The sequence below is a fragment of the Streptomyces sp. NPDC060198 genome, assembly GCF_042728415.1.
Taxonomy (GTDB): Bacteria; Actinomycetota; Actinomycetes; order Streptomycetales; family Streptomycetaceae; genus Streptomyces.
The window spans coordinates 1-25,124 of the sequence record NZ_JBHWZJ010000046.1 but is presented as its reverse complement, the minus strand read 5'-3'; the positions used below and the strand labels follow the sequence as shown (position 1 = coordinate 25,124).

The window sequence follows — 25,124 nt, the reverse complement described above, 5'->3', positions numbered from 1 at the left end:
GGGGCTCCCCGGTCGTTCTGTCCGGGGGGGGGGCGAAACCCGAGCGTTTGTCCGGGCTTGCTCCACCTTGGTAACCCGCTCCGGAGGGATGCTCAAGTACCCCTTCTACGATGAAAAGCCGTAGATCTGACATCGGGAATCGGGGGCAGGACGTCCCGCCCGGGAGGCCTCCTCCAGCCGCCGGGACCCGCCACCGTCAGCCGCTGAACCGCAGGTGAACGCGGCCCGGCCCGCACACGGCCCCGGAAACCCGGCACATCGCCCCGACTTTCGAAGGTCCCGGCCGGCCCCGGGACCAAAGACCTTTCGGTGATCCCGAGCGCTCCTACGAAGTCCGCTAGTAGGCTCGAAATGGCCTGTGCGCCTTGTCACCGCCGGTGGGACCAAGGGATGTCCGCTTCGGGACCTTCGGCACGCCACGTCATCTCGCCGCCGGACAGGCGGTATCGGGGGCAGCCATGAGTACCGACGAGCACCACGCCTTGGACCGGATCGAGCTCGCGGACGCCGTCGAATCCGTCCGCGACCAGCTCATCGAGGCCGCCGCCCGGGCCACCGGCCGCCCCGTCGTCTTCGGCGTGGGCGACATCCAGATGGAGTTCACGGTGGAACTCCGCAAGGAGGCCAAGGCGGGCGGCAAGGTCAAGGCCTGGGTGGTGGAGGCGGGCGCCGACGCCTCCCGCACCACCGGCACCACGCACAAGGTCGCCTTCACCCTGAGCCCGCGCAAGGCCGACGGCTCCGGCCCGCTGGAGATCGGCGACGACGCCCCGGGCGGCAGCACCGCTCACTTCGGCCGGGGACGCGGTGGCGCGTGAGCACCCGCCCCGTACGCCCCACGGACCGCACCGTCGTCGTCCACTCCGCCCGCCAGGGCAGCGGAGTGCTGCTCACGGAGCAGCTGGTGCTGACCTGCGCGCACGTCCTCGGGGGCGAGGCGAGCGCGTCGGTCGCACACCCGGACCTGCCGCAACCCGTGACCGGCCGGGTTCTCTGGGTGGATGCCAGGCAGGACGCGGCGCTCCTGCTGGCCGACGGCCTGCTGCCGCCGGTCCCGCCGGTGCGCCTCGGCGTGCTCGCCTCGGCCCAGGCCCTCCCCGGCTGCGAGATCACCGGCTTCCCGGAGATCCAGCGGTACGGCCCCGGGCGCCACCTGGAGGCCGACCAGTACACCGCCACTGTGGTGCCCCTGGCGGGCCTGCTACGCGACCTCCTGGCCTGCGACCTGGACAGCCCGCCCTCTGTGGCGGACGACGGAGGCGCAGCCCTGCTGAGCGGTCTCTCGGGCGGGCCCGTCTTCGCCGGGGCGGTGCTCCTCGGCCTCGCCCGCCAGATACCGTCCCGCAGGGAAGGACGGCGGGTGGAGTGCGTCTCGCTGCGCCCGGTGCTGGAGTCGGCGGGCTTCCGCCAGGCGTACGAGCAGACCACGGGGTCGGAGCCCCGTACGGAACGGGTGCACGGCACCTACCCGGCCGACCTCCGGTACGAGGAGGAGTTCGCGGACGCCCTCGGCAAGGCCTATCGCCGCACCAGGGTCTTCGGGCTGGACGAGCTGGGGCGCCGCGAGGACAACTGGGACCTGGACACCGCGTATCTGAGCCTGGAGGCGGAGACGGGCGGCCGGTGGACAAGCGGAGGCGTCCGTCCCCCCGCGGCCCGGACCGCTCCCCGGCGCATCCATGACCTCCTGGCCCACCGCCCCCGGGTTCTGCTCCGCGGCGACGCGGGGGCCGGGAAGACCACTCTGCTGTGGTGGCTGGCCGCGCACGCCGCCGCCGGGACCCTGCCCGACCAGCTCGGGGCGTTGAACGGCCTCGTCCCGTTCGTGGTCCCCCTGCGCACCCTCCGGGCCCGCCACGAGGAGCTGCCCGCACCCTCGGGACTCGCCGGGGCCGCCCGGCTGGCCGTGGACGCCGCTCCGGACGGCTGGGCCGGGCGTGTCCTGGAGTCCGGCCGGGGCCTGCTCCTGGTGGACGGGCTCGACGAGGTCCCGCCGGGTGAGCGGGAGGAGGCGTACGCCTGGCTCTCGCGCCTCGTCGCCCGCTACCCGGAGACCCGCTGCGTGGCCACCGTTCGGCCGCTGGCCGTCGAACCCGACTGGCTGGCCGCCGAGGGTTTCGAAGAACTGCGGCTGCTGCCACTGCGCGACGAGGACATCCAGGCGTTCGTGGCGGCCTGGCACAAGGCCGCCCGACTGGACGACGGCGATCACCAGCGCCTGCACGAACTGGAACGGGATCTGGCCAGACAGTTCCGCACCAACCGCACGCTGAGCGACCTGGCGCGCACGCCGCTGCTCTGCGCGGTGATCTGCGCGCTGCACCGGAGGCAGGAGGGCTTCCTCCCGACCACCCGCTGGAAGCTCTACCGGTCGGCTCTCGGCATGCTCCTGGGCAACCGCGACCAGCGGCGGGGCATCACGGACCCCGAGGGCATCACCATGGAGGTGGAGGAGCAGACGCTGCTCCTCCAGCGGATCGCGATCTGGCTGGTGCGCGAGGGGCAGACCGAGTTCTCCCGTGATCAGGCCCTGCACCAGCTGGACCGGGCGCTGGCAGGCATGGAACGGGTGCGGAGGCAGGGAACGGCGGACGCGATCCTCACCCACCTGCTCAACCGCAGCGGCCTTCTCCAGGAGCGGGCGGACGACAGCTACCAATTCGCCCACCGCACCTTCCAGGACTACCTGGCGGCAGCCGAATTCGTCGAGTCGGACCAGATCAACGAACTGCTCCGGGCCGCCCACGACGAGTCGTGGGCGGACGTGATCGCGCTGGCGTCCGGACACTGCGGACGGAGCCAGCTCTCCACCCTGGTCAACGGGCTGCTGGACCAGGCGGAGTCGTACGACGAGGACGCACCCGGTGCCTGGGGCGTGGCGGCGGTGCGCGTGCTGGCAGCCCTCTGCGCCCAGCAGGCGACGTGGCTGGGAGAAGGAACGCGGGAGCGGATACGCGCGGCGCTCACCGAACTCTTCCCGCCACGCTCCCTGGAGATGGCGGACCTGCTCGGGTCGCTCGGCACGGATGCCCTGGCCCATCTGCCGGATCCGTCCGCTCTCCCGGCCGATCCCGCCGACAGGCGGTTCATCGTCTGGCTGCTCGGCGCGGTCGGCGGGCGGGAGTCTCTCGCGTACGCCCGCGCATGGGTCGCGGACACCCCCGCGTCGGCCTCGGAGCTGTCCACCGAGTGGCCCAACTTCCCCACCGAGGAGTTCGCCCGGGACGTCCTGGCCGGGGGGTACCTCGACGGAGCCCATCTGTCCGTCGGCAGCCGTGCCGAGCTGCTGGCCCTGCCCCACCTGGGTCCCGCCGGGACGGCCCTCGCCCTCACGCTCGACGGCCCGTTCGAAGAGGGCGACCTGCGGCAGGGGCTGCGGCAGATCCGCCCCGAATCCCTGACCTTCCTGCGCAACCCGCTGCTCACCGACCTGTCGGTGCTCCAGGACCGCCGTCGGTCGCTACGGCTCACCGTCGACGGGTGCCCCGGCGTCACGGACCTCGCGCCGCTCAGGGGCTGGCCGGCCCTGCGGCAGCTCATCCTGCGCACCGACGGCCTGCCGACGGACCGGCTCGCCGCCCTCAGGGAAGTGCCGTGGTTGCGGGAACTGGACGTGGCGTCCGACGCCGACCGCCTGAGCGGGCTGCCGTCCCTGCCTCGCCTCAGGGAGCTGGCCCTGCACATGTCCGGCGCCGTGGAACTGGACAATCTGAGTGCGTGGTCCTCGCTGCGAACCCTGCGGCTGCGCAAGGTCTCCTCGCTGGAGTCCCTGGTGGCCGCGCTGCGTACCGCACCGCACGTCACGGCGGTCGAGCTTTCGCACGCCGTCAGCGAGCCCTGGCCGGGTGACGGGGAGCCGCTGCCTCAGCTGTCCGCGCTCTCCCTCGTAGTCGGCCGGGGATCCCACGCCGGGCTGCGCCCGCTCCGCGACCTGTTCCCTTCCCTGCGCCGCCTCACTCTGCGCGGTCGGCCAGACACCACGATCGACGTGACCCCTCTGTACGGGCAGCCGGACCTGCACATCGAGGTGCTCCTGGGCGGAGGCGAACTCGTCGGGTCCGAGCGCCTGGAAAGCACCCGGCTGACCGTGGCAGCGCTCTGACCGCCGGAAGCCCCCCTCCCCGCACACGAAGAAACTGCCCCGGACCGATACCGGTCCGGGGCAGCCCCTTCACTCACGCACGCCTGGAACTACGACGCGTCCTTCGTCATGTTCGGGCCGGCGCCACCGGCGGCCGACTCGATCGGCGGGACGTCGGGCAGGGCCGACTTCTCCTCGCCCCGGAAGGTGAACTTCTTCTCGTCGCCTTCGCCCTCCGTGCCGACGACCACGATGTGGCCGGGGCGCAGCTCGCCGAAGAGGATCTTCTCGGAGAGGATGTCCTCGATCTCGCGCTGGATCGTCCGGCGCAGCGGCCGGGCGCCCATCACGGGGTCGTAGCCCTTCTTCGCGAGCAGGTTCTTCGCCTCCGTGCTGAGCTCGATGCCCATGTCACGGTCCTTGAGACGCTCATCCACCTTGGCGACCATGAGGTCGACGATCTGGATGATGTCTTCCTGGCTGAGCTGGTGGAAGACGACGGTGTCGTCGACACGGTTCAGGAACTCGGGCCGGAAGTGCTGCTTGAGCTCTTCGTTGACCTTGACCTTCATCCGGTCGTAGTTCGTCTTGACGTCGCCCTGGGCGGCGAAGCCCAGGTTGAAGCCCTTCGAGATGTCCCGGGTCCCGAGGTTGGTCGTCATGATGATGACCGTGTTCTTGAAGTCCACGACCCGGCCCTGGGAGTCGGTCAGGCGACCGTCTTCCAGAATCTGGAGCAGGGAATTGAAGATATCGGGGTGGGCCTTCTCGACCTCGTCGAAGAGGACGACGGAGAACGGCTTGCGGCGCACCTTCTCGGTGAGCTGGCCGCCCTCTTCGTAGCCCACGTAACCGGGGGGCGAACCGAAGAGGCGGGAAACCGTGTGCTTCTCGCTGAACTCCGACATGTCGAGGGAGATCAGCGCGTCCTCGTCGCCGAAGAGGAATTCGGCGAGCGTCTTGGAGAGCTCGGTCTTACCGACACCGGACGGGCCGGCGAAGATGAACGAGCCACCGGGGCGCTTCGGGTCCTTCAGGCCGGCCCGCGTACGGCGGATCGCCTGCGAAAGGGCCTTGATGGCGTCCTTCTGGCCGATGACGCGCTTGTGGAGCTCGTCCTCCATGCGCAGCAGACGGGAGGACTCCTCCTCCGTCAGCTTGAAGACCGGGATGCCGGTGGCGGTCGCCAGGACCTCGGCGATGAGATCGCCGTCGACCTCGGCGACGACGTCCATGTCGCCGGCCTTCCACTCCTTCTCGCGCTTGGTCTTCGCGGCCAGCAGCTGCTTCTCCTTGTCGCGGAGGGAAGCTGCCTTCTCGAAGTCCTGGGAGTCGATGGCCGACTCCTTGTCGCGGCGCACGCCCGCGATCTTCTCGTCGAACTCGCGGAGGTCCGGCGGCGCGGTCATCCGGCGGATGCGCATCCGGGAGCCGGCCTCGTCGATCAGGTCGATCGCCTTGTCCGGGAGGAAGCGGTCCGAGATGTACCGGTCGGCCAGGGTGGCGGCCTGGACCAGCGCCTCGTCCGTGATGGAGACCCGGTGATGGGCCTCGTAACGGTCGCGCAGGCCCTTGAGGATCTCGATGGTGTGCGGCAGCGACGGCTCCGCGACCTGGATGGGCTGGAAGCGGCGCTCGAGGGCCGCGTCCTTCTCCAGGTGCTTGCGGTACTCGTCGAGCGTGGTCGCACCGATGGTCTGGAGCTCACCACGGGCCAGCATCGGCTTCAGGATGCTCGCGGCGTCGATCGCGCCCTCGGCGGCACCCGCACCCACGAGGGTGTGGAGCTCGTCGATGAACAGGATGATGTCGCCGCGGGTGCGGATCTCCTTGAGGACCTTCTTCAGGCGCTCCTCGAAGTCACCGCGGTACCGGGAGCCGGCGACCAGAGCGCCGAGGTCCAGGGTGTAGAGGTGCTTGTCCTTGAGGGTCTCGGGCACCTCGCCCTTGACGATCGCCTGGGCCAGGCCCTCGACGACGGCGGTCTTGCCGACGCCGGGCTCGCCGATGAGGACCGGGTTGTTCTTGGTCCGGCGGGACAGCACCTGCATGACCCGCTCGATCTCCTTCTCGCGCCCGATGACCGGGTCGAGCTTGGATTCGCGAGCAGCCTGGGTGAGGTTGCGGCCGAACTGGTCCAGCACCAGGGAGGTGGAGGGGGTGCCCTCGGCGGGGCCGCCGGCGGTGGCGGCTTCCTTGCTGGTGGAGTAACCGGAGAGCAGCTGGATGACCTGCTGCCGCACCCGGTTGAGGTCGGCACCCAGCTTCACCAGGACCTGCGCGGCGACGCCTTCGCCCTCGCGGATCAGGCCGAGCAGGATGTGCTCGGTGCCGATGTAGTTGTGGCCGAGCTGGAGGGCCTCGCGGAGCGACAGCTCCAGGACCTTCTTGGCTCGGGGCGTGAAGGGGATGTGGCCGGACGGGGCCTGCTGGCCCTGACCGATGATCTCCTCCACCTGCTGGCGGACCGCCTCGAGCGAAATCCCGAGGCTCTCCAGGGCCTTAGCGGCGACACCCTCACCCTCGTGGATAAGGCCCAGGAGAATGTGTTCGGTGCCGATGTAGTTGTGGTTGAGCATCCGGGCTTCTTCCTGAGCCAGGACGACAACCCGCCGCGCGCGGTCGGTGAACCTCTCGAACATCGTTAATCGCTCCTCAGAGCGGTCAGGCAGTTAGGGGTCGGTCCCCTCCCTGTCCTTCCGCAGCTTAGTCCCGCAAGCGGGGACCGCTCATTCCAACTGCCGACCGGATCACCCCCGCAGCAGCGAGGAAACCTTGCCGATCAGCCGACACCTGCTCCAACCCGATGGTGCGAGACGATGTTCCCGCAGGCCAGGCAGATACCCCTGTCAGCACTACGCCGGTGGCGAACGCAAGACGCCCCGGTTCGTGTGTCGCCCCTTCCCACCAGTCATGTCTTACCCGCAATTACAGACAGTCCATGCGGCGCGCGCCCGTTCCCTCCGCTACGGGCGAACAACCGCGTGGCGCCCGACGCTCCCTCGCACGCCCTTGACGGGAACCCTTCGTGACGCCGTGCGCACGACGGGTGACGGTCGCGTCATCCGTGGCGCCGCCGCCCGGCGGGCCCCGGTGCTCACGAAACCCCTCACGAGCCCTCTCACGCAACACCTGGCGTAACCCGGAAGGCGGTCCGGCGGTTCATCGCACATGAGCCCCATCGTCCCGTCACCTCGTGCCCCGCGGCCGGCCGACACGGCGGCACCGGTGCCGCCGGGTCGTGGCCGGCCCCCGGACGCGGGTACGCGCCCGTGGGCCGGGCACGCCGAAAGCGCGGAGAACACGCGTGGCACGGAGAACGCGGAGAGCACCGGGGCCGGCCCGTACCGGGAAGCCGGGAGCGCCGAGGACCCCGCGGCGGCCATGGAGCGGTGGTACGAGGACGGGCTCGGCTGGGCGACCGACCGGGGCCGCCCGCTGGCGCTGCTGACCGGGGTCCGGTTCGACGTGCTGGAGCTGCCCGCCGCCGCGGGTCGCGCGGTGCTGCGCCGGTTCGGACGCACCGGTCCCGTGGCGGTGGCGCGGGGGCGGATGCGGCTGCTCGTGGCGGCCGGGAGTGCGGAGGAACTGCCCGCACTGCTGGACTGGCTGGAGTGGGGCGGTATCGCGCTGGATCTCGTGGGCATCGGGGCCGGTGGCAGGATCACCGCACCGGCACCGCACCGGATGCCGCACCGCTGTCCGCCGGGGGCCGCGCTCTGGCTGCGGCCCCCCGAGCCGCCGCGGGGTCCGGATTTCCTTCCGGCCCTCGCGGGTTTCGGGAGCAGGGGTGGGGATGCTCCCGATCTCGTACGGCTGGTGGATATGGCGGCGACGGAATGCCACCGGGTCCGGCTGAGGCGTTCCCGGGTGCGTCCGACGGCCGGCCGGCCGTCGAGTCAGCCGTTGGCTGCCTCGTAGGCCTCGCGGACACCGGCGGGAACACGACCGCGGTCATTCACGTCGTGGCCGTTCTCGCGGGCCCACTTCCGGATCTCGGCGGTGTCCTTGTTGCCACCCGTACCGGCACCGAGCGCACGGCCCTTGCGGCCCGTGGCGGCGCGGCCGCCGGTGCGGCGTCCGCTCTTGGTGTACGGCTCGAGAAGACCACGGAGCTTGTCCGCATTGGCCGTCGTGAGGTCGATCTCGTAGGTCTTGCCGTCCAGCGCGAACGTGACGGTCTCGTTCGCCTCGCCGCCGTCGAGGTCGTCAACAAGAAGGACCTGAACCTTCTGCGCCACGAGATATCCTTTCATCGAAAATGGAGTACGCGGAAAGGAAACCGCTTTTCCCGGGAAAACACAAACCCCGGGGAGAGGTTCAGGACCCGGGGAACACGGGAAACGGGCGCGTATCGGACATAGGGATCAGGGCAGTTCTACCGATCAGAGGTGCAGAAGCATCCGGCTGTTGCCCAAGGTGTTCGGCTTCACTCGTTCGAGACCGAGGAACTCGGCGACACCCTCGTCATAGGAACGCAGCAGCTCGCTGTAGACATCCATGTCGACAGGCGTCTCACCGATCTCCACGAACCCGTGCTTCGCGAAGAAGTCGACTTCGAAGGTCAGGCAGAAAACCCGGCGGACCCCGAGCCAGCGCGCGGTATGCAACAGCTTGTCGAGTACCTGGTGGCCCACTCCGGTGCCCTTGACCCGGTGATCGACGGCGAGAGTTCGCACTTCGGCGAGGTCTTCCCACATCACATGGAGTGCGCCGCATCCGACGACCCTGGCGTCCTGGTCGCGTTCCGCGACCCAGAACTCCTGGATGTCCTCGTAAAGGGTGACCGTCGCTTTGTCCAGGAGGATGCCTTCGGTCACGTAGCCGTCGAGCAGCCGACGGACCTCGCCCACATCGCTGGTCCTGGCACGGCGGACGGTGATGGCGGGCTTTTCGACCGCCGAGTCGGTTTCGCCTTCAGTTTCCGACTGGCTTTGCGTCAGGTCTGCAGACATGGCCCGACGCTATCGTCCGTCGCCCTCCGCCGTGCCATCGACCGGAACATCGGCGTGCACGTCCGCCGGGCCGTCGGCCGCGGCGTCCTCCTCGGGGCCTTCCGCGGCGTCCGCCGGGCCGCCGTCGGCGCCCGCAGGGACCCCGGGATCCGTCGGCAGTGTCGCCACGCCGCCCGGACCTGGAGAAATGATCCGCACGGCGTCATTGAGGGCTTCCCGCTGCTGCGCGGACATCATGCCGAAGAAGGCGACCAGTGCGGCGGCCGGGTTGTCGCTCCGCGACCAGGCTTCGTTCATCAGTGCGGCCGAGTACGCGGCGCGCGTGGAGACGGCCGTATATCGATAGGCGCGGCCGTCGACTTCCCTGCGGACCCACCCCTTCTGGTGAAGGTTGTCCATAACCGTCATGACGGTGGTGTAAGCGATCGAGCGTTCCCGCTGAAGGTCTTCCAGCACTTCTCGCACGGTGACGGGTCGGTTCCATTGCCAGACGCGCGTCATCACGGCGTCTTCCAGCTCTCCCAATTGGCGGGGCACACGGTCACCTTAATGCCAGATGTCCGAAATGCGTAGTTATTTTCTCCAGAGACACCGCCCCTCGGAGAACGGAAGAGAACCCGGGGACCCGGAAGGCACGGAAAAGAGCGCACGGCTCGGTGTGAGCCGTGCGCTCTTCGGGGTGCGCCGGGTTGTGCGGGTGTCGCTGGGGGGCGCGAATTAAGTGGCGCGCGCCGGTAGCGGGCGCCGATAACCGTCCGGGCGGTCGGTTGTGCGCGCCGGCCGGAGCGGGCTGGAGAACGGAAGACGGCCGGACCGCGGAACCGCCCCGGGCGCCGAAGAATCAGGCGTTCGGACGCCGGAACGCGGCAGAAATCAGGAGCGGGACACCCGAACGGGAGTGGATACCGTCACTGGCACGGGCCGGAATCGGAAGCCGGACACGTAAAGCGCATACTGCCCGCGCATACGGACACCGGGAAGGCGGGTACGGGCGTCGGGCGCGGGCACCGGCTTACGCCACAACGGCCCCCGGCAGCGCGAAACCGGTACCGGTACCGGAATGCGTCGCCCCGACGGCCCGGGCCGCACTTCGCGGTTCGGGCGTTCAGGCGCTTTCGGCGGCCGGGGCCTGGCGCGCGGCCTCGGCACGGGCGAGGGCGGCGTCCACGGCCGCGTCCTCCTTGCCCTTGTTCGGCCCACCCTGGCTTTTCACCATCGTCACCACGAGACCGATGAAGAATGCGGCCATCACGACGGGCGGAACAAGCGCGGCTACGTAGTCCATGACGTCCAGAGTAGCGATGCCGGTACGGCGGCCCGAGGCACCCTCCCGGCGGGTCGGGCCGGACCGCCGTACGGGCGGGGAACGGACGGGCGGCTCAGCCCGCCGCGCGCTCCTCCTCGGGCGGCGGCGCCGGGCGGCGGCGCGGCGGGAAGACCTCGGACGGCTTGGGCATCGGGCGGTCACCCGGCGGCTGCGGCCGGGACGGTGCGGCCGGGCTCGCGGGGCGCTGGGGCTCCGCCGCCGCGCGGCCGCCCGGCAGGGCCAGCAGCCGGCTGCGGGGGGCCGGGGTTGCGAGGGCCACGGTACGGCCCGCCAGGCGGGCCCGTACCGAGCGTTCGGCGAGCACCTGGCAGCGTTCCAGGAGCGCTGCCGCGACCGGTCTGCCGCGCAGCGCACGCAGGGCCGCGAGATCGTCCGGCCGGGGGTCGTAACCGGCGGCCAGAGCATCCTGGAGAAGCTCCAGGTAGCCGCTGACGGAGCCGGGGAGGGCGGCGCGGTAGCGGGCGAGGTCGGCCAGCAGGAACGCGCGGAGCCGGCCCGCCTCACCGACCGCGTCGTCCACCGCTCCCGCGAGCCGCAGGCAGTCCTGGACATCCTCGTCGGGCAAGGGCATGGGGTGGAGGGCAACGGCGAGAGCGCGTCGGAGTACCCGCAGCTCGTCCGCACCGAACGCCATGCCGCCTCGTGATCCGTAGGGCGTGGGCATGGCGCGACAGTACGTGCTAAAGGGACAAAATCCTCTTAACTGGTCACATGTGGCGCGGCGCGCTCCGGTGCGACCGGACCGCCGCCGTGAGACGTCGTCGCAGGTGCGCCGGGGTGCGCGGTCGCGACGACGCCGCTCGGCTACATCCGCGAGACGTTCCGCTCGTAGACCAGTCGGAGCCCGATGAGGGTCAGCCAGGGCTCGTGTTCGTCGATGACGGAGGCCTCGCCCAGCACCATTGGCGCAAGCCCCCCGGTCGCGATGACGGTCACGTCGTCGGGGTCGCCCGCCAGCTCGCGCTTCATCCGCGCGACCACGCCGTCGACCTGGCCCGCGAAGCCGTACACGATGCCCGCCTGCATGGCTTCGACGGTGTTCTTCCCGATGACGCTGCGCGGGCGGGCCAGCTCGATCTTGCGGAGCTGGGCCCCCTTCACACCGAGCGCCTCGACCGAGATCTCGATGCCCGGGGCGATGACACCGCCGGTGTACTCACCGCGCGCGGAGACCGCGTCGAAGGTGGTGGCGGTGCCGAAGTCGACGACGATCGCCGGACCCCCGTACAGCTCGACCGCCGCGACCGCGTTGATGATGCGGTCGGCGCCGACCTCCTTGGGGTTGTCCATCAGGATCGGGACGCCGGTCTTGATGCCGGGCTCCACGAGGACGGCGGGCACGTCGCCGTAGTAGCGGCGGGTCACCTCGCGCAGCTCGTGCAGGACGGCCGGGACCGTGGAGCAGATCGCGATGCCCTCGATGCCGTCGCCCAGCTCCACGCCGAGCAGCGGGTGCATGCCCATCAGCCCCTGGAGAAGGACGGCCAGTTCGTCGGCGGTGCGGCGGGAGTCGGTGGAGATCCGCCAGTGTTCGACGATCTCCTCGCCGTCGAAGAGGCCGAGGACGGTGTGGGTGTTGCCGACGTCGATGGTGAGCAGCATCAGGCGTCGGCCTCGCCGGTGGCGGAGACCTCGCGGAAGTCCAGGCCGATGTCGAGGATGGGCGAGGAGTGGGTGAGCGCGCCGACGGCGAGGTAGTCGACGCCCGCGTCGGCGTAGGCGCGGGCGGTGTCCAGGGTGAGCCGCCCGGAGGACTCCAGCACCGCGCGCCCGCCGACGAGCGCGACGGCCTCCTCGGTCTCGCCGGGGGTGAAGTTGTCCAGCAGGATCAGGTCCGCGCCGGCCTCCAGCACCTCGCGGACCTGCTGGAGGGTGTCGACCTCCACCTCGATGGCGAGCTCGGGGAACTCCTCGCGGACCCGCTTGAACGCCTCGGCCACGCCGCCGGCCGCGATCACGTGGTTGTCCTTCACCAGGGCCGCGTCGGAGAGCGACATCCGGTGGTTGACGCCGCCGCCGCAGCGGACCGCGTACTTCTCCAGCGCGCGCAGCCCCGGGGTGGTCTTGCGGGTGTCGCGGACCTGGGCCTTCGTTCCCTCCAGGACGTCGGCCCACGCGCGGGTGGCGGTGGCGATGCCGGAGAGACGGCAGAGGAGGTTGAGGGCGCCGCGCTCACCGGTGAGCAGGTCGCGGGTGCGGGTGGTGACCGTCAGCAGCTTCTGGCCGGGGACGACTCGCTCGCCGTCCTCGACGTGGCGCTCGACCTCGAAGTCCTCGGTGCAGACGATGGAGAGCACGGCCTCCGCGACGCGCAGGCCCGCGACGACACCGGCCTCGCGGGCGGTGAAGTCACCGGTGGCGACGGCGTCCTCGGGGACGGTCGCCACGGTGGTGACGTCCACTCCGCCGTCGAGGTCCTCCTCGATCGCGACGTGCGCCACGTCCTCCACCTGGACGGGGTCGAGTCCGGCCTCGGCCAGCAGCGCGGCGAGGGAGGGGTCGAGCCCGCACTCCAGGGCGTCCGGGTCGTAGTCGTCCGAGGCGCAGCCGCAGTCGTCGCCGCAGCCGCCCGCGGACGCCGCGGGGGCCCCGATGTGGATCAGCGGGACGTCCACCGGTGTCGGGCGGTTCTCTTCGGGCGTGCTCACGGTTGCGGCTCCTCGGGGGCGTCTGGCGGTGCGGTGATGGTGCGGGATGCGGTCGGGCTGGTGCGGTCGGGCTGGTGCGGTCGCCCGGCCGGCTCTACGGGTGTACGGGGTCGAAGTCGGCGCCCGGGGTGCGGCGCACGGAGAGCGTCCGGTCCTCGCCGACGCGTACGACGAGGTGGGCGCGCCACTCCGTGTCGTCGCGGTCGGGATGGTCCTCGCGCCAGTGGCAGCCGCGAGTCTCGGTGCGCGCGCTCGCGGCGGCGACCAGGACCCGGGAGACCAGCAGGAGGTTGGTGGTCTCCCACGCGTCGACCCCCGGCACGGCGGCCTTCCCGGCGCTCTCCCCGGACTCGGTGGCGCCGGCGTGCAGCGCCTCCAGCTCCCGGGCGGCGCCGGCCAGGCTCTCGGCGGAGCGGAGCACCCCGGCCCCCCGCGTCATGGCGCGCTGGATCGCCGTACGGGCCTCGGGGGCGAGCAGCGCGACGCGCGGGCCTCCCTCGGGGCGGACCGCCTCGGTGCGGGCGGGGCGGCGCTCGGCGATGTCGGCGGCGATGCGCTCGGCGAAGACGAGCCCCTCCAGGAGGGAGTTGGAAGCGAGGCGGTTGGCGCCGTGCACTCCGGTGCAGGCGGTCTCCCCGCAGGCGTACAGACCGGGGACGGTGGTGCGTCCGCGCAGGTCGGTACGGACGCCGCCGGAGGCGTAGTGGGCGGCGGGCGCGACCGGGATCGGTTCGGTGACCGGGTCGATGCCGTGCTCGCGGCACGCGGCCAGGATCGTGGGGAAGCGGTGCTCCCACATCTCGGCGCCGAAGTGCCGGGCGTCGAGGTACATGTGCTCGGTGCCGTGCACCTGCATCTGGCGGGTGATGGCCTTGGCGACGATGTCGCGCGGGGCGAGCTCCGCCAGCTCGTGCTGCCCGGTCATGAAGCGCGTACCGGAGGCGTCCACGAGGTACGCGCCCTCGCCGCGCACCGCCTCCGAGACCAGCGGCTGCTGGCCCTCGGAGCCGGCGCCCAGGAAGAGGACGGTGGGGTGGAACTGGACGAACTCCAGGTCCGAGATCTCGGCTCCGGCCCGCAGCGCGAGCGCCACGCCGTCGCCGGTGGAGACCGGCGGGTTGGTGGTGGCGGAGAAGACCTGGCCCATGCCGCCGGTGGCGAGCACCACCGAGGGTGCGTGGACCGCGCCGACCCCGTCGTGCTGGCCCTCGCCCATGACGTGCAGGCTGACGCCGGCCGTACGGCCCTCGGCGTCGGTGAGCAGGTCCAGGACCAGGGCGTTCTCGATGGTGTGGAGCGCCCGGGTGCGTACCGCCTCCACCAGGGCGCGGGAGACCTCGGCGCCGGTGGCGTCGCCGCCCGCGTGCACGATCCGGTTCCGGTGGTGGCCGCCCTCGCGGGTGAGGGCGACGTCGCCGCTCCCGTCGGTGTCGAAGTGCGCCCCGGTCTCGATGAGCCGGCGTACGGCGCCGGGGCCCTCGGTGACCAGGGTGCGCACGGCCGGCTCGTCGCAGAGCCCCACACCGGCCACCAGGGTGTCGTCGAGGTGTTGCCCGGGGGTGTCGCCCTCGCCGAGCGCGGCGGCGATGCCGCCCTGGGCCCAACGGGTGGAGCCGTCGTCCAGACGGGCCTTGGTGACGACGACGGTGTCGAGTCCGGCGGCGACGCAGCGCAGGGCGGTGGTGAGCCCGGCCACGCCGGAGCCGACGACCACGACGTCGGCGTCGATGGACCAGCCGGGTTCGGGGGCGGTCAGCCGTATTCCGGTCACGAGAGTGCTCCGAGGTTCAGGGGGATGTTGTCGATCAGACGGGTGTCGCCGACCCGCGCGGCGACGAGGAGGACGGCCTCGCCGCCGTCCCGGTCGTCGGGGACCTCACGGAAGTCGGCCGGGTCCACCAGGGCGAGGTAGTCGAGTACGAGCGGCTCCGCCGCACCCGCGGCGTCCTCCAGGACGGTACGCGCGGCGGCCCGGACGGCCTCGGCCGTGCTGCCGTGCGGGGCGAGCGCCACGGCCTGGGCATCGGCGGCGAGGCGGGACTCGCCGAGCGCGTTGAGCCCGGCGGCCCGGTCGGTGCCGGTGTGCGCGGGACCGTCGCGGCCGTCGCGCACCCCTTTGCCGGTCGCCAGGGCGCGCTCGCGCAGCGCGTGCTGGGCGGCCAGCCGGTCGCGGGCCGCGAACAGGGCGGCGGACAGGGCGAGGGCGGTGTACCGCTGGGCCGGTGACAGGAACCGGTTGCGGCTGGAGAGCGCGAGACCGTCGGCGTCCCGGACGGTGGGGACGGCGGTGATCTCGATGCCGAAGTTGAGATCGCGGACCATCCGGCGGACGAGCGCGAGCTGCTGGGCGTCCTTCTGCCCGAAGAGCGCCTCGTCCGGGCGGGTCAGGTGGAGGAGCTTGGCGACGACGGTGAGCATCCCGTCGAAGTGCCCGGGGCGCGAGGCTCCTTCGAGGCGCTCGCCCATCGGTCCGGCCGAGATCCGGACCTGCGGGTCGCCGCCCGGGTACACCTCCTCGGCCGAGGGCGCGAAGACCACGTCCGCGCCGGCCGCCGAGGCCACCGCGAGGTCGGCCTCCAGGGTGCGCGGGTAGCGGTCCAGGTCGGCTGCCTCGCCGAACTGCAGCGGGTTGACGAAAACGGTGACCACGACCTGGCCGTCCGGTCCGGCGGCCTCGCGCGCGGCCCGGATCAGGGTGGCGTGGCCGTCGTGCAGCGCGCCCATCGTCATGACGACCGCGCGACGGGCGCCGGCCGGGCGGGACAGCGCCCGCAGCGCTTCGGCCGTGTGCAGCAGGACGGCGGTGCCGACCGGCTCGGGGGCGGGTGTGGCGTTCATCGGGAATCCCCCGGCTCTCCGTCGTCGTCGGTGTGCGCGCTACCGGCCGTACGGCCCGTGCCGTCCGCGAGCACGCCGAGCAGGTCCTCGGCGGACTCCGGCTTGAGCAGACCGTGCGCGAGCGCCCGGTCGGCGGTGGCGCGGGCCATCGCGAGGTACCCGGCGACCATCTGCGGGGCGTGCGCGCGCAACTCGCCGACGTGCGCGGAGACCGTGCCCGCGTCGCCGCGCGCCACCGGGCCGGTGAGGGCCGCGTCGCCGGAGCGCAGGGCGTTGTCGAGCGCGGCGCCGAGAAGCGGGCCGAGCATCCGGTCCGGGGCCGTGACCCCCGCCTTGGCCAACAGCTCCATCGCCTCGGCGACCAGGGTGACCAGGTGGTTCGCGCCGAGGGCGAGTGCCGCGTGGTAGAGCGGGCGGGCCTCCTCCTCGATCCACTCGGGCTCGCCGCCCATCTCGATGACGAGGGCCTCGGCGGCGAGCCGCAGCTCCTCGGGCGCGGTGACGCCGAAGGAGCAGCCGGCCAGGCGCTGGACGTCCACCGGCGTGCCGGTGAAGGTCATCGCGGGGTGGATGGCGAGCGGCAGCGCTCCGGCGCGCAGCGCGGGGTCGAGCACCCGGGTGCCGTACCGCCCCGAGGTGTGGACGAGGAGCTGGCCGGGCCGCACCGCGCCGGTGTCGGCGAGCCCCTGGACCAGGCCGGGCAGGGTGTCGTCGGGGACGGTGAGCAGCACCAGGTCGGCGCGGGCGAGGACCTCGGCGGGCGTCACCAGCGGCACGTCGGGCAGCAGGGCGGCGGCCCGGCGGCGGGAGGCTTCGGAGACACCGGAGACGGCGACCGGGCGGTGCCCGGCGAGCTGGAGCGAGGCGGCGAGGGCGGGGCCGACACGGCCCGCTCCGACGACGCCCACGGCGAGGCGGGCGGGACGGTCCCTGGCGTCGAGGGGATCTGTCGGGTCTCTCGGAGATGTCGTGTTCACGCGGCTACGGCCTTCCGTTCCAGTCCGCGGGGGGTACCGGACGATTCCTCTGCATGCTACGCCAGCGCCCTGCTCCGGTTCCGCTCTGTCCACAGCCTGTGGGTAACTTCTCGCGCCCGACCCCCGGGGGTTCGCCGACCGCCCGCGAAACCCCCGGGTGGGCGGCCCTGACCGGGCGGGCGATGATCGTCGCATGGCAGCAACGGACGAACAGAAGATGCGGGAGCGCAGGCTGACCGCCTGGAAGGCCTCGCACCGCATCCTGGCGCGCACCTCCTCGGACGGCACGCTCGGCGACCGGTTGGCCGCCCTCGCGGCGGGCGCCGGATCGGTGTACGACACGGACGAACCGGCCGACATCTACGGCGACGGGGTCGTCGCCGAGGTCGAGAAGCGGGTGGCCGGGCTGCTGGGCATGGAGGCGGCGGCGTTCTTCCCGACCGGCACGATGGCCCAGCAGGTCGCGCTGCGGTGCTGGGCGGCGCGTACCGGCGACGCCACCGTCGCCCTGCACCCTCTCGCCCACCCCGAGGTGCACGAGAGGGGGGCGCTCGGCGCGGTGAGCGGGCTGCGGACCGTGTACCCGACGACCGCGCCCCGGCTGCCCACCGCCGAGGAGGTCGCCGACTTCGCGGAACCGTTCGGCACCCTGATGCTGGAGCTGCCGCTGCGGGACGCCGGTTTCGTGCTGCCAGCCTGGGAGGAGCTGACCGAGGTCGTGGCAGCGGCCCGGGAGCGGGACGCGGTGGTGCATCTGGACGGCGCCCGGCTCTGGGAGTGCACCGAGCACTTCGGGCGCGGGCTGCCGGAGATCGCGGGCCTCGCCGACAGCGTCTACGTCTCCTTCTACAAGTCGCTCGGCGGCATGTCCGGTGCGGCCCTGGCCGGTCCCCGGACGCTGGTCGAGGAGGCCCGCACCTGGCGGCACCGCTACGGCGGCCAGCTCTTCCAGCAGTACCCGGCCGCGCTCGCCGCCCTCATCGGCCTGGAGCACGAGCTGCCCCGGCTGCCCGCGTACGTGGCCCATGCCAAGGTGGTCGCCGCCGCGCTGGCGGAGGCGTTCGAAGAGTCGGCGGTGCCGTGGTTCCGGCTGCGCCCCGAGCCCCCGCACACGCACCAGTTCCACCTCTGGCTGCCGTACTCCGCCGAGGTGCTGGACGAGGCCTCGGTGCGCCAGGCCGAGGAGACCGGCACGACCCTCTTCCGGCGCTGGTCCGCGGGCTCCCAGCTGCCGCCCGGGGTCGCGTACACCGAGGTCACCGTGAACGCGCCGGGGCTTGAGTGGACGGCCGAGGACGTACGGGACGCGGTGCGCGCGTTCGTCACCCGCCTGGGCTGATCCGGTCCGGGGCCGGGCCCGGCGGGGCGGCCGACGGGGCAGCCGCCGTCACCACCCCCGCCAGGCCCCGGCCCGCTTGCGGGCTGCCGCCTCGCGGCGGGCGCGGTACCGGCTCAGGAGCTCGCGCAGGACCTCCCGGTCGTGGGTGCCGGGCAGGGGCGGCGGGCGTTCGCCGTCGCGGGCCGTGCGCCAGGTGTCGTACATCTGCTGCTGCATCGCGTCCATGGCTTCAGCCTGCGCGGCCCCGCCCCGCACCGCGCGCCGGTTGACGCCTCCCGTCAAACGGAACACGCGGCCGGGCGGGCGCGCCGATTGACGTCTCCCGTCAAGCGATGTGCGCGTGCGGGCCGGCACCCCGCACCATGGTCCGGTGAGCGTGACCATCGACATCGCCGGGCTGCCCGCCGACCGCATCCTTTTCGAGACCTCGCCCCTGGCCGAGCTGGGGATGGCGCTGCACGCGCTCTCGGAGCCGGGGCACCACCCCGGACTGCACGGCTGGGTCACCGCGACCGCCGCCGCGCTCCCGCCGGACCTCGCGGACCGGCTGCACGAGGCGGAGTTCCTCTGGCGGAACACCTTCTCCGACATCTTCGTGCCGTTCGCGGGTCTCCCGGGCGGCAGCGGCCGGGCCGGCGCGACCCTGGCCGAGGACATGGACACCCTGGACCGGCTGAGCGAGGAGCAGTTCGTCTCCGCCGCCCTGGAGTTCACCTCCTGCACCTTCTACGGCACGGGCACCGCGTCCCCGCTGGCGAACGCGGCGGCGGCCGGCCGGGCACGCGACATGGCCGCCGCGCGCGGCCCGCGCCAGACCGACTTCACCGAACGGCTGCTGGCCGACCCGGGCTCGGTACGCGCCTGGCTCCGGCGGCTCTTCGAGGACTGCGAGGAGGCGTTCTTCGCCGACACCTGGAACCGGGCGCGCATCCCGCTGGTGGCCGACGCCCGGCACAAGACGGAGGTGCTCCGCCGCAAGGGCCTCGGCGAGGCGGTCGGCGCGGTCTCGGCGGCGCTCTCACTGAGCGAGGAAGGCGACCGGATCGTGGTCGACAAGCTGAACGCGGCCCGGACCACCGCGACCGGCCCCGGGGTGGAGCCCGGCATCACCTTCGTCCCCACCGGTTTCGGCTGGCCGCACCTGATGATCGGGCACGCCCCGGCGTGGCGGCCGGTGATCCTCTACCCGGTGCACCGGCCCGAGCTGCCCTCGTCCGCCTCGGTGGAGCTCGTCCGGCTGCGCCTGGAGGCGCTGGCCCACCCGCAGCGGCTGCGGCTCTGCCGGAACCTGGCCCGCGCCCCGCACACCACCGGCGAGCTGGCCGACGCGCACGGCATCACCTCCCCCGAGGTCTCCCGGCACCTGTCGGTGCTGAAGAAGGCGGGCCTGGTCACCACGCGGCGGCGCGGCCGGTACGTCCTGCACCAGCTGGACCTGACGGTGGTCGCCCGGCTCGGCAGCGACTTCCTGGAGGGCGTGCTGCGCTGAGCGCGGCGCGTCGGGTCAGCGCGCGCCGCCCGCGCGGACCAGCCCCGACTCGTAGGCCATGACGACGACCTGGACCCGGTCGCGGAGTCCGAGCTTGGTGAGGATGCGGCCCACGTGCGTCTTCACGGTGGCCTCCGAGAGCACCAGCCGGCCCGCGATCTCGCCGTTCGACAGCCCCTGCGCGACCAGCAGCATCACCTCGCGCTCCCGCTCGGTGAGTCGCTCGACGCGTTTGTCGCCGGGCTCGGAGGTGGTGCTCGGCAGCATCGGGGAGAACCGGTCCAGCAGCCGCCGGGTGGTGGACGGCGCGACGACGGCGTCCCCGCTGTGCACCGAGCGGATCGCGTTCAGCAGCTCCCCGGGCGGCACGTCCTTGAGCATGAAGCCGCTGGCCCCGGCCTTGAGGCCGGTGAAGGCGTACTCGTCCAGGTCGAAGGTGGTCAGGATGAGCACCTTCGGCGGGTTCTCCTGCGCGCAGATGCGGCGCGTCGCCTCCACCCCGTCCAGCCTGGGCATGCGGACGTCCATCAGGACGACGTCCACGGCGGTGGCGCGGAGTACCTCGATCGCCTCGGCGCCGTCGCCCGCCTCCGCGACCACCTCCATGTCCGGCTGTGCGGCGAGCACCATCCGGAAGCCGGTGCGCAGCAGCGCCTGGTCGTCGACGAGCATCACGCGGATGGCTGCCATGGGTCGGGGGTCCTGTCCGGTAGGAGGGGTGGGGGTCATGCGGCCGGCTTCAGCGGGAGCAGCGCGCTGATCCGGAAGCCGCCGCCGGGGCGCGGTCCGGCGTCGAGGGTGCCGCCGACCATGCCGACCCGCTCCCGCATACCGATCATGCCGTGGCCCGCGCCGTCCGCTCCGCCGTCCTCGTACAGCTCGTGCGGGGCGCCGCGTCCGTCGTCCTCCACGAGCAGCCCGAGACCGTCGTCGAAGTAGACCAGCCGCACGCTGGCCCCGGCGTCGGGGCCGCCGTGCTTGCGGGTGTTGGTGAGCGCCTCCTGCACGATGCGGTACGCGGTCAGTTCCACGCCGCTGGGCAGCGGGCGCGGGGTTCCCTCGACGGTGAAGTCCACCGCGAGGCCGGCCTTGCGGACCTGGGCGACGAGTTCGTCGATCTGCTCGACGTCGGGCTGGGGGACGTACTCGCGGCTCGCCTCGGAGTCGCCGGTGCGCAGCACGCCGAGCAGTCGGCGCATCTCGGCGAGGGCCTGCCGGCCGGTGGTGGAGATGGTCTCCAGTGCCTGGCGGGCCTGATCGGGCGCCGCGTCCATGACATATGCGGCGCCGTCGGCCTGGACCACCATCACGGAGACGTTGTGGGCGACGACGTCGTGGAGTTCGCGGGCGATCCTGGCGCGCTCGGCGGCGACGGCGACCTTGGACTGGGCCTCGCGTTCGCGTTCCAGCCGGGCGGCCCGCTCCTCCAGCGCCCGGAAGTACGCCCGCCGGGTCCGCAGGGAGTCGCCGAGGACCCAGGCGAGCACGAACGGCACGGTCAGCACGACCACCACGAAGGCCTGCTGGGCCCAGCCGCCCTGCTCCTCCGGCCAGCGCGCCTGCGAGATCCCGGCGGCGAGCAGGCCGCAGCCCAGCGCCAACCGGGACGCCCAGCGCTCCCCGGAGGCGGCGACGGTGTAGATGATCACCAGCAGGGCGAAGTCGGCGATTCCCGTTTCGACACCGAGCACCAGCTGGGCGATCCCGATGCCGAGGGCGAGCAGCAGCATCCGTTCCGGCAGCCGGCGGCGCAGCGCCACCACGGCGCAGAGCCCCAGGATGACCGGCACCGTGCAGACCCGCTCCCGCAGCCCCGCCGGGGGCTCGGCCACGAAGGCCGCCCCGGAGAGCCCGAGGAGGACGACGGCCCAGAAGCAGTCGACGCCCGTCGGGTGTCTGCGGAGGAGATCGTAGAGGCGCTGCACCCTGCCAGCGTAGGGAAGGGCGCGGGTGCCCGGGTCAACCGGAGGGCCGATCCGCTCCCGCGGCCCGTACTCCCCAAGGTGGAGAGATGCCGGAGACTTGCCCCGTGACGGACGAATGGCTCGGATGGGGTGCGGCGGCGCGGGCCGCCCTGTACGGCGACGGCGGCTTCTACCGGAGGCCGGAGGGGCCGGCCGGGCACTTCCGCACCTCGGTGCACGCCTCCCCGCTCTTCGCCGCGGCGGTGGCCCGGCTGCTGGCGGGTACGGCGGCGGAGCTGGGTACGGACACCGTCGCCCTGGTCGACATGGGCGCGGGGCGCGGGGAGCTGACCGCCGGGGTCCTGGCCGCCGCCCCGGCGGAGCTGACGATCACCGCGTACGCCGTCGAACTGGCGGACCGTCCGCGGGGCCTGGACCACCGGATCGAGTGGTGCGCGCGGTTGCCCCGGGGCGTCACCGGGCTGCTGTTCGCCAACGAGTGGCTGGACAACGTGCCGCTGGACGTCGTGGAGGTGGACGCGCACGGCGTCGCCCGGTACGTCCTGGTCCGGGCCTCGGACGGCGCCGAGCGGCTGGGGGATCCGGTGGCCGGCGCGGACGCGCGGTGGCTGGAGCGCTGGTGGACGCCTGGCGCCCCCGGCGACCGGGCCGAGATCGGGCTGCCCCGCGATCTGGCCTGGGCCGAGGCGGTCGGCTCGCTGGCGGCGGGGTGCGCGGTCGCCGCGGACTACGCGCACGTACGCGGCGCCCGGCCGCCGTTCGGGACCCTGACCGGCTTCCGGGCGGGCCGGGAGGTGGACCCGGTGCCGGACGGTTCGTGCGACCTGACCGCCCATGTCGCCCTCGACGCCTGCGCCGCCGCCGGGGCGCCTCCCGGCGGCCCGGAGCCCGAACTCCTGGACCAGCGCACCGCGCTGGGCCGGCTCGGCGTCACCGGCGGCCGGCCGCCGCTGGCGATGGCCTCCACCGACCCCGCCGGGTACGTCCGGGCACTCGCGTCGGCGGGCGAGGCGGCCGAACTCACCGCACGCGGCGGGCTGGGCGACTTCGGGTGGCTGGTGCAGCGGGTGGGGTGAGCGGGACCGCCCGTCCCCGCGCAAGGAATACTGGGCCGCATGACGGAGACGACGGTCGGCATCGGTGGCGCGGCGGAGAGCACCGACATGGTGCTCAACATCGGTCCGCAGCACCCCTCCACGCACGGTGTGCTCCGGCTGCGGCTGGTCCTGGACGGCGAGCGCATCCTCAGCGCCGAACCCGTCATCGGCTACATGCACCGGGGTGCCGAGAAGCTCTTCGAGGCCCGCGACTACCGGCAGATCGTGATGCTCGCCAACCGCCACGACTGGCTGTCGGCGTTCTCCAACGAACTCGGTGTGGTGATGGCCGTCGAGCGGATGCTCGGCATGGAGGTCCCCGAACGCGCGGTCTGGACGCGGACCCTGCTCGCGGAGCTGAACCGGGTCCTCAACCACCTGATGTTCCTCGGGTCGTACCCCCTCGAACTCGGCGGGATCACGCCGATGTTCTACGCGTTCCGCGAGCGCGAGGAGCTCCAGGCCGTGATGGAGGAGGCCTCCGGCGGCCGGATGCACTACATGTTCAACCGGGTCGGCGGCCTGAAGGAGGACCTCCCGGCGGGCTGGCTCGGCCGGGCACGGGACGCCGTGGCCTCGGTGCGCTCCCGGATGGACGTGTACGAGGACCTGGTGCTCGGCAACGAGATCTTCCGGGGCCGCACCCGCGGCGTCGGGGTGCTGTCCACCGGGGCGGTGCACGCGTACGGGGTGTCCGGGCCGATCGCCCGCGCGTCGGGCGTCGACTTCGACCTGCGGCGCGACGACCCGTACCTCGCGTACGGGGATCTGGCGGACGTACTGAAGGTGGTCACCCGGACCGAGGGCGACTGCCTGGCCCGCTTCGAGTGCCTGCTGGAGCAGACGGTCAACGCGCTGGACCTCGCGGACGCCTGCCTGGACCGGATGGACACGCTGGCACCCGGGCCGGTCAACCAGCGGCTGCCCAAGGTGCTCAAGGCCCCCGAGGGCCACACCTACGCCTGGACCGAGAACCCGCTCGGCATCAACGGCTACTACCTGGTGTCCAAGGGCGAGAAGACGCCGTACCGGCTGAAGCTCCGCTCCGCCTCGTTCAACAACATCCAGGCGCTGACGGAACTGCTGCCGGGCACCCTGGTCGCCGACATGGTCGCCATCCTGGGCTCGCTCTTCTTCGTCGTCGGGGACATCGACAAGTAGGGGCCGTCCCGGGCGGGCACTCCGTCAGGAAGCCGCGCCCCGCAGGCCGGAGGGGCCGGGGCGGTTCTGGGCGTCCGGCTGGGCGAGGTCGATGACCTTGCCCACCGCGCGCGGATCGCCGGTGTGGCTGCGGTGCACGGCCAGTGCCTCTTCCCCCACCACGTCCGCGAGATCCTCCTCCTGCACGGGCCGGGGCGACTGCCGCCGCCCGTCCGGGCCGGGGCCCGCACCGCCGGGCGCCGGGGCGCCCTCGATCTGGCTGCCGAAGAAGTCGAACCCGCCCTGGGGCACCTGCGCCCGGCGCGGCGCGGTGTACGGCACGACGGCCGAGGCCGCCGGGACGGTACGGGCCACCCGGGCCGGAACCGGGGACGGCCCGGCCGCACGGGGCGCGGGCAGCGCGGGCTGCGTGCCGGTGCGCCGGGGGGCGAGGTCGGCGGGGTGAGCGCCGTCGCCGCTGGTGCCGTTGGTCCGGTGGTCGTCGAACCGGCCGCCGAAGTCCGCGTGGCCGGCGCCCGCGCGGTCGCCGTACTCGCCGGCCGCCGCGTGACGGCCCCTCGGGCCGTCCGCCTCCGCCGCCGACTCCCGGGCGCGCTCGGCGAGATCCCGCTGCCGGGCCTGCTCGGCGGTCCGGCGGGCCTGCTGGAGCGCGGCGTTGCGGGGCAGGTCGCGCAGGGCCCGGGCGGCGGCGAGGTACGCGGCCGGGGTGGGCGTGGAGCGGGCGGGCGGCAGTGCGATCGGGGTGGCCGCCGCCTCGATGGCGAGCTGCCGGCGGCCCTCCAGCGCGCTGGCCCGCTCGGTCTCGGCGGTGGCGTACCGGCGCAGCAGCCCGGCGTGTTCCCCGCGCAGTCCGGCGAGCTCCATCCGCTTGGAACGGAGCTTGGTCTCCAGCCGGGTGCGAAGTTCCCGCGCCTCCTCCAGATCCTGTTCCAGCTCCGCCACGCGTTCCTCGGCCCGCCATTCGGCGCCGGCCTGGGCGCGCTGGAGTTCCGCGACCCGCACTCCCGCCGCCTGGTCCCAGGTACGCATCAGACAGGCGCCGACGAGACCGGTGGCGGCGGCCGCGGTCGCGAGCAGCCGCAGCGGGAGCGATTCCAGGGGCAGCCACGCGCCGGCGGCCAGCGCGACCGACACTCCGGCCACCGCGGAGGGCGGCAGCAGCTTGTGAAGGGGTGGCGAATGGCGATGACGTCCACGGGGCATGGCTGGAATTTACCGCGTGCGATCGGCGTGCGGGAGGCCGCCCGGCAATCTGTTCCCCTGCGGTTACCTGACACCGCGTCGAAC

General features: G+C 72.8%; 22 protein-coding genes. 7 read left to right on the top strand and 15 right to left on the bottom strand.

Translation table 11 applies throughout. From position 1 onward, the window contains the following. Positions 1-458 precede the first annotated feature (458 nt). Together ACFWEP_RS09420 and ACFWEP_RS09415 are read left to right on the top strand one after the other, a co-directional pair. A complete protein-coding gene (locus ACFWEP_RS09420; protein WP_387368108.1) occupies positions 459-818 on the top strand; it encodes a trypco2 family protein in 360 nt (119 codons plus the stop codon). Then, positions 815-4,102, top strand: a complete 3,288-nt coding sequence (locus tag ACFWEP_RS09415; protein ID WP_387368105.1) for an NACHT domain-containing protein — start codon at positions 815-817, stop codon at positions 4,100-4,102. The genes ACFWEP_RS09420 and ACFWEP_RS09415 overlap by 4 nt, the downstream gene beginning before the upstream one ends. Positions 4,103-4,191: 89 nt before the next feature. Here ACFWEP_RS09415 and ACFWEP_RS09410 read toward each other — a convergent pair whose 3' ends face one another. Next, positions 4,192-6,723: an ATP-dependent Clp protease ATP-binding subunit gene (locus tag ACFWEP_RS09410; RefSeq protein WP_387368102.1), complete on the bottom strand. Its 2,532-nt coding sequence runs from the start codon at positions 6,721-6,723 to the stop codon at positions 4,192-4,194. Between the two features lie 742 nt (positions 6,724-7,465). Between ACFWEP_RS09410 and ACFWEP_RS09405 the strand changes: the two genes are divergently transcribed. Next, complete coding sequence (locus ACFWEP_RS09405; protein WP_387368099.1) at positions 7,466-8,002, top strand: SCO3374 family protein; 537 nt, start codon at positions 7,466-7,468, stop codon at positions 8,000-8,002. Here the strand turns inward: ACFWEP_RS09405 and ACFWEP_RS09400 are convergent. The 10 genes from ACFWEP_RS09400 to ACFWEP_RS09355 form a co-directional block, all read right to left on the bottom strand. Next, positions 7,981-8,322 carry an Lsr2 family protein gene (locus ACFWEP_RS09400; RefSeq protein WP_328720166.1) on the bottom strand — a complete coding sequence of 114 codons (342 nt, stop codon included), beginning with the start codon at positions 8,320-8,322 and terminating at the stop codon, positions 7,981-7,983. The two genes, ACFWEP_RS09405 and ACFWEP_RS09400, sit on opposite strands and share 22 nt — an antisense overlap. A 144-nt stretch (positions 8,323-8,466) precedes the next feature. Then, positions 8,467-9,036, bottom strand: coding sequence for an amino-acid N-acetyltransferase (locus ACFWEP_RS09395; RefSeq protein WP_387368096.1), 570 nt, complete (start codon positions 9,034-9,036; stop codon positions 8,467-8,469). Between the two features lie 9 nt (positions 9,037-9,045). Continuing rightward, positions 9,046-9,537 carry a BlaI/MecI/CopY family transcriptional regulator gene (locus ACFWEP_RS09390; protein ID WP_387368094.1) on the bottom strand — a complete coding sequence of 164 codons (492 nt, stop codon included), beginning with the start codon at positions 9,535-9,537 and terminating at the stop codon, positions 9,046-9,048. 604 nt (positions 9,538-10,141) lie between these two features. Then, complete coding sequence (locus ACFWEP_RS09385) at positions 10,142-10,321, bottom strand: hypothetical protein (RefSeq protein ID WP_387368091.1); 180 nt, start codon at positions 10,319-10,321, stop codon at positions 10,142-10,144. Between the two features lie 94 nt (positions 10,322-10,415). Beyond that, positions 10,416-10,997 carry a hypothetical protein gene (locus ACFWEP_RS09380; RefSeq protein ID WP_387368128.1) on the bottom strand — a complete coding sequence of 194 codons (582 nt, stop codon included), beginning with the start codon at positions 10,995-10,997 and terminating at the stop codon, positions 10,416-10,418. 170 nt (positions 10,998-11,167) lie between these two features. Then, complete coding sequence (locus ACFWEP_RS09375; RefSeq protein WP_387368088.1) at positions 11,168-11,965, bottom strand: type III pantothenate kinase; 798 nt, start codon at positions 11,963-11,965, stop codon at positions 11,168-11,170. Beyond that, positions 11,965-13,011, bottom strand: a complete 1,047-nt coding sequence (gene nadC / locus ACFWEP_RS09370; RefSeq protein WP_387368085.1) for a carboxylating nicotinate-nucleotide diphosphorylase — start codon at positions 13,009-13,011, stop codon at positions 11,965-11,967. The genes ACFWEP_RS09375 and nadC overlap by 1 nt, the downstream gene beginning before the upstream one ends. A 94-nt stretch (positions 13,012-13,105) precedes the next feature. Further along, positions 13,106-14,782, bottom strand: a complete 1,677-nt coding sequence (locus tag ACFWEP_RS09365) for an L-aspartate oxidase (RefSeq protein WP_387368082.1) — start codon at positions 14,780-14,782, stop codon at positions 13,106-13,108. After that, entirely contained in the window at positions 14,779-15,849 is a 1,071-nt protein-coding gene (gene panC / locus ACFWEP_RS09360) for a pantoate--beta-alanine ligase (protein WP_387368079.1), read from the bottom strand. Before panC ends, ACFWEP_RS09365 begins: the two co-directional genes overlap by 4 nt. Continuing rightward, positions 15,846-16,826, bottom strand: a complete 981-nt coding sequence (locus tag ACFWEP_RS09355; RefSeq protein ID WP_387368076.1) for a Rossmann-like and DUF2520 domain-containing protein — start codon at positions 16,824-16,826, stop codon at positions 15,846-15,848. Before ACFWEP_RS09355 ends, panC begins: the two co-directional genes overlap by 4 nt. Before the next feature lie 193 nt (positions 16,827-17,019). Between ACFWEP_RS09355 and ACFWEP_RS09350 the strand changes: the two genes are divergently transcribed. Next, positions 17,020-18,165: a threonine aldolase family protein gene (locus ACFWEP_RS09350; RefSeq protein WP_387368073.1), complete on the top strand. Its 1,146-nt coding sequence runs from the start codon at positions 17,020-17,022 to the stop codon at positions 18,163-18,165. Between the two features lie 48 nt (positions 18,166-18,213). Here ACFWEP_RS09350 and ACFWEP_RS09345 read toward each other — a convergent pair whose 3' ends face one another. After that, on the bottom strand, positions 18,214-18,390 hold the full coding sequence (locus ACFWEP_RS09345; protein ID WP_387368070.1) for a hypothetical protein: 177 nt from the start codon (positions 18,388-18,390) through the stop codon (positions 18,214-18,216). Between the two features lie 151 nt (positions 18,391-18,541). Between ACFWEP_RS09345 and ACFWEP_RS09340 the strand changes: the two genes are divergently transcribed. Further along, positions 18,542-19,654, top strand: coding sequence for a DUF5937 family protein (locus ACFWEP_RS09340; RefSeq protein ID WP_387368125.1), 1,113 nt, complete (start codon positions 18,542-18,544; stop codon positions 19,652-19,654). Positions 19,655-19,669: 15 nt separating this feature from the next. Here the strand turns inward: ACFWEP_RS09340 and ACFWEP_RS09335 are convergent, their stop codons facing one another. Together ACFWEP_RS09335 and ACFWEP_RS09330 are read right to left on the bottom strand one after the other, a co-directional pair. Beyond that, a complete protein-coding gene (locus ACFWEP_RS09335; RefSeq protein ID WP_387368067.1) occupies positions 19,670-20,344 on the bottom strand; it encodes a response regulator in 675 nt (224 codons plus the stop codon). Between the two features lie 35 nt (positions 20,345-20,379). Then, complete coding sequence (locus ACFWEP_RS09330) at positions 20,380-21,579, bottom strand: sensor histidine kinase (RefSeq protein WP_387368064.1); 1,200 nt, start codon at positions 21,577-21,579, stop codon at positions 20,380-20,382. A gap of 104 nt (positions 21,580-21,683) precedes the next feature. Between ACFWEP_RS09330 and ACFWEP_RS09325 the strand changes: the two genes are divergently transcribed. Both ACFWEP_RS09325 and ACFWEP_RS09320 read left to right on the top strand, forming a co-directional pair. Next, positions 21,684-22,655 (top strand): SAM-dependent methyltransferase, encoded by a 972-nt coding sequence (locus tag ACFWEP_RS09325; protein WP_387368061.1) that lies wholly within the window; start codon positions 21,684-21,686, stop codon positions 22,653-22,655. Positions 22,656-22,694: 39 nt separating this feature from the next. Beyond that, the gene (locus tag ACFWEP_RS09320; protein ID WP_387368058.1) at positions 22,695-23,837 is read left to right on the top strand and encodes an NADH-quinone oxidoreductase subunit D; all 1,143 of its coding nucleotides are present in this window, start codon (positions 22,695-22,697) and stop codon (positions 23,835-23,837) included. A 24-nt stretch (positions 23,838-23,861) separates the two neighbouring features. Here the strand turns inward: ACFWEP_RS09320 and ACFWEP_RS09315 are convergent, their stop codons facing one another. Beyond that, positions 23,862-25,040: a hypothetical protein gene (locus ACFWEP_RS09315; RefSeq protein WP_387368056.1), complete on the bottom strand. Its 1,179-nt coding sequence runs from the start codon at positions 25,038-25,040 to the stop codon at positions 23,862-23,864. Positions 25,041-25,124: the final 84 nt, after the last annotated feature.

Bases quoted from the DNA above. Each gene is read 5' to 3' on its own strand.
- ACFWEP_RS09345 (WP_387368070.1), bottom strand. From the start codon at position 18,390: ATGGACGCGATGCAGCAGCAGATGTACGACACCTGGCGCACGGCCCGC.
- ACFWEP_RS09315 (WP_387368056.1), bottom strand. From the start codon at position 25,040: ATGCCCCGTGGACGTCATCGCCATTCGCCACCCCTTCACAAGCTGCTG.
- ACFWEP_RS09385 (WP_387368091.1), bottom strand. From the start codon at position 10,321: ATGGACTACGTAGCCGCGCTTGTTCCGCCCGTCGTGATGGCCGCATTC.
- ACFWEP_RS09410 (WP_387368102.1), bottom strand. From the start codon at position 6,723: ATGTTCGAGAGGTTCACCGACCGCGCGCGGCGGGTTGTCGTCCTGGCT.
- ACFWEP_RS09375 (WP_387368088.1), bottom strand. From the start codon at position 11,965: ATGCTGCTCACCATCGACGTCGGCAACACCCACACCGTCCTCGGCCTC.
- ACFWEP_RS09405 (WP_387368099.1), top strand. From the start codon at position 7,466: ATGGAGCGGTGGTACGAGGACGGGCTCGGCTGGGCGACCGACCGGGGC.
- ACFWEP_RS09350 (WP_387368073.1), top strand. From the start codon at position 17,020: ATGGCAGCAACGGACGAACAGAAGATGCGGGAGCGCAGGCTGACCGCC.
- ACFWEP_RS09395 (WP_387368096.1), bottom strand. From the start codon at position 9,036: ATGTCTGCAGACCTGACGCAAAGCCAGTCGGAAACTGAAGGCGAAACC.
- ACFWEP_RS09420 (WP_387368108.1), top strand. From the start codon at position 459: ATGAGTACCGACGAGCACCACGCCTTGGACCGGATCGAGCTCGCGGAC.
- ACFWEP_RS09380 (WP_387368128.1), bottom strand. From the start codon at position 10,997: ATGGCGTTCGGTGCGGACGAGCTGCGGGTACTCCGACGCGCTCTCGCC.
- ACFWEP_RS09335 (WP_387368067.1), bottom strand. From the start codon at position 20,344: ATGGCAGCCATCCGCGTGATGCTCGTCGACGACCAGGCGCTGCTGCGC.
- panC (WP_387368079.1), bottom strand. From the start codon at position 15,849: ATGAACGCCACACCCGCCCCCGAGCCGGTCGGCACCGCCGTCCTGCTG.
- ACFWEP_RS09390 (WP_387368094.1), bottom strand. From the start codon at position 9,537: ATGACGCGCGTCTGGCAATGGAACCGACCCGTCACCGTGCGAGAAGTG.
- ACFWEP_RS09320 (WP_387368058.1), top strand. From the start codon at position 22,695: ATGACGGAGACGACGGTCGGCATCGGTGGCGCGGCGGAGAGCACCGAC.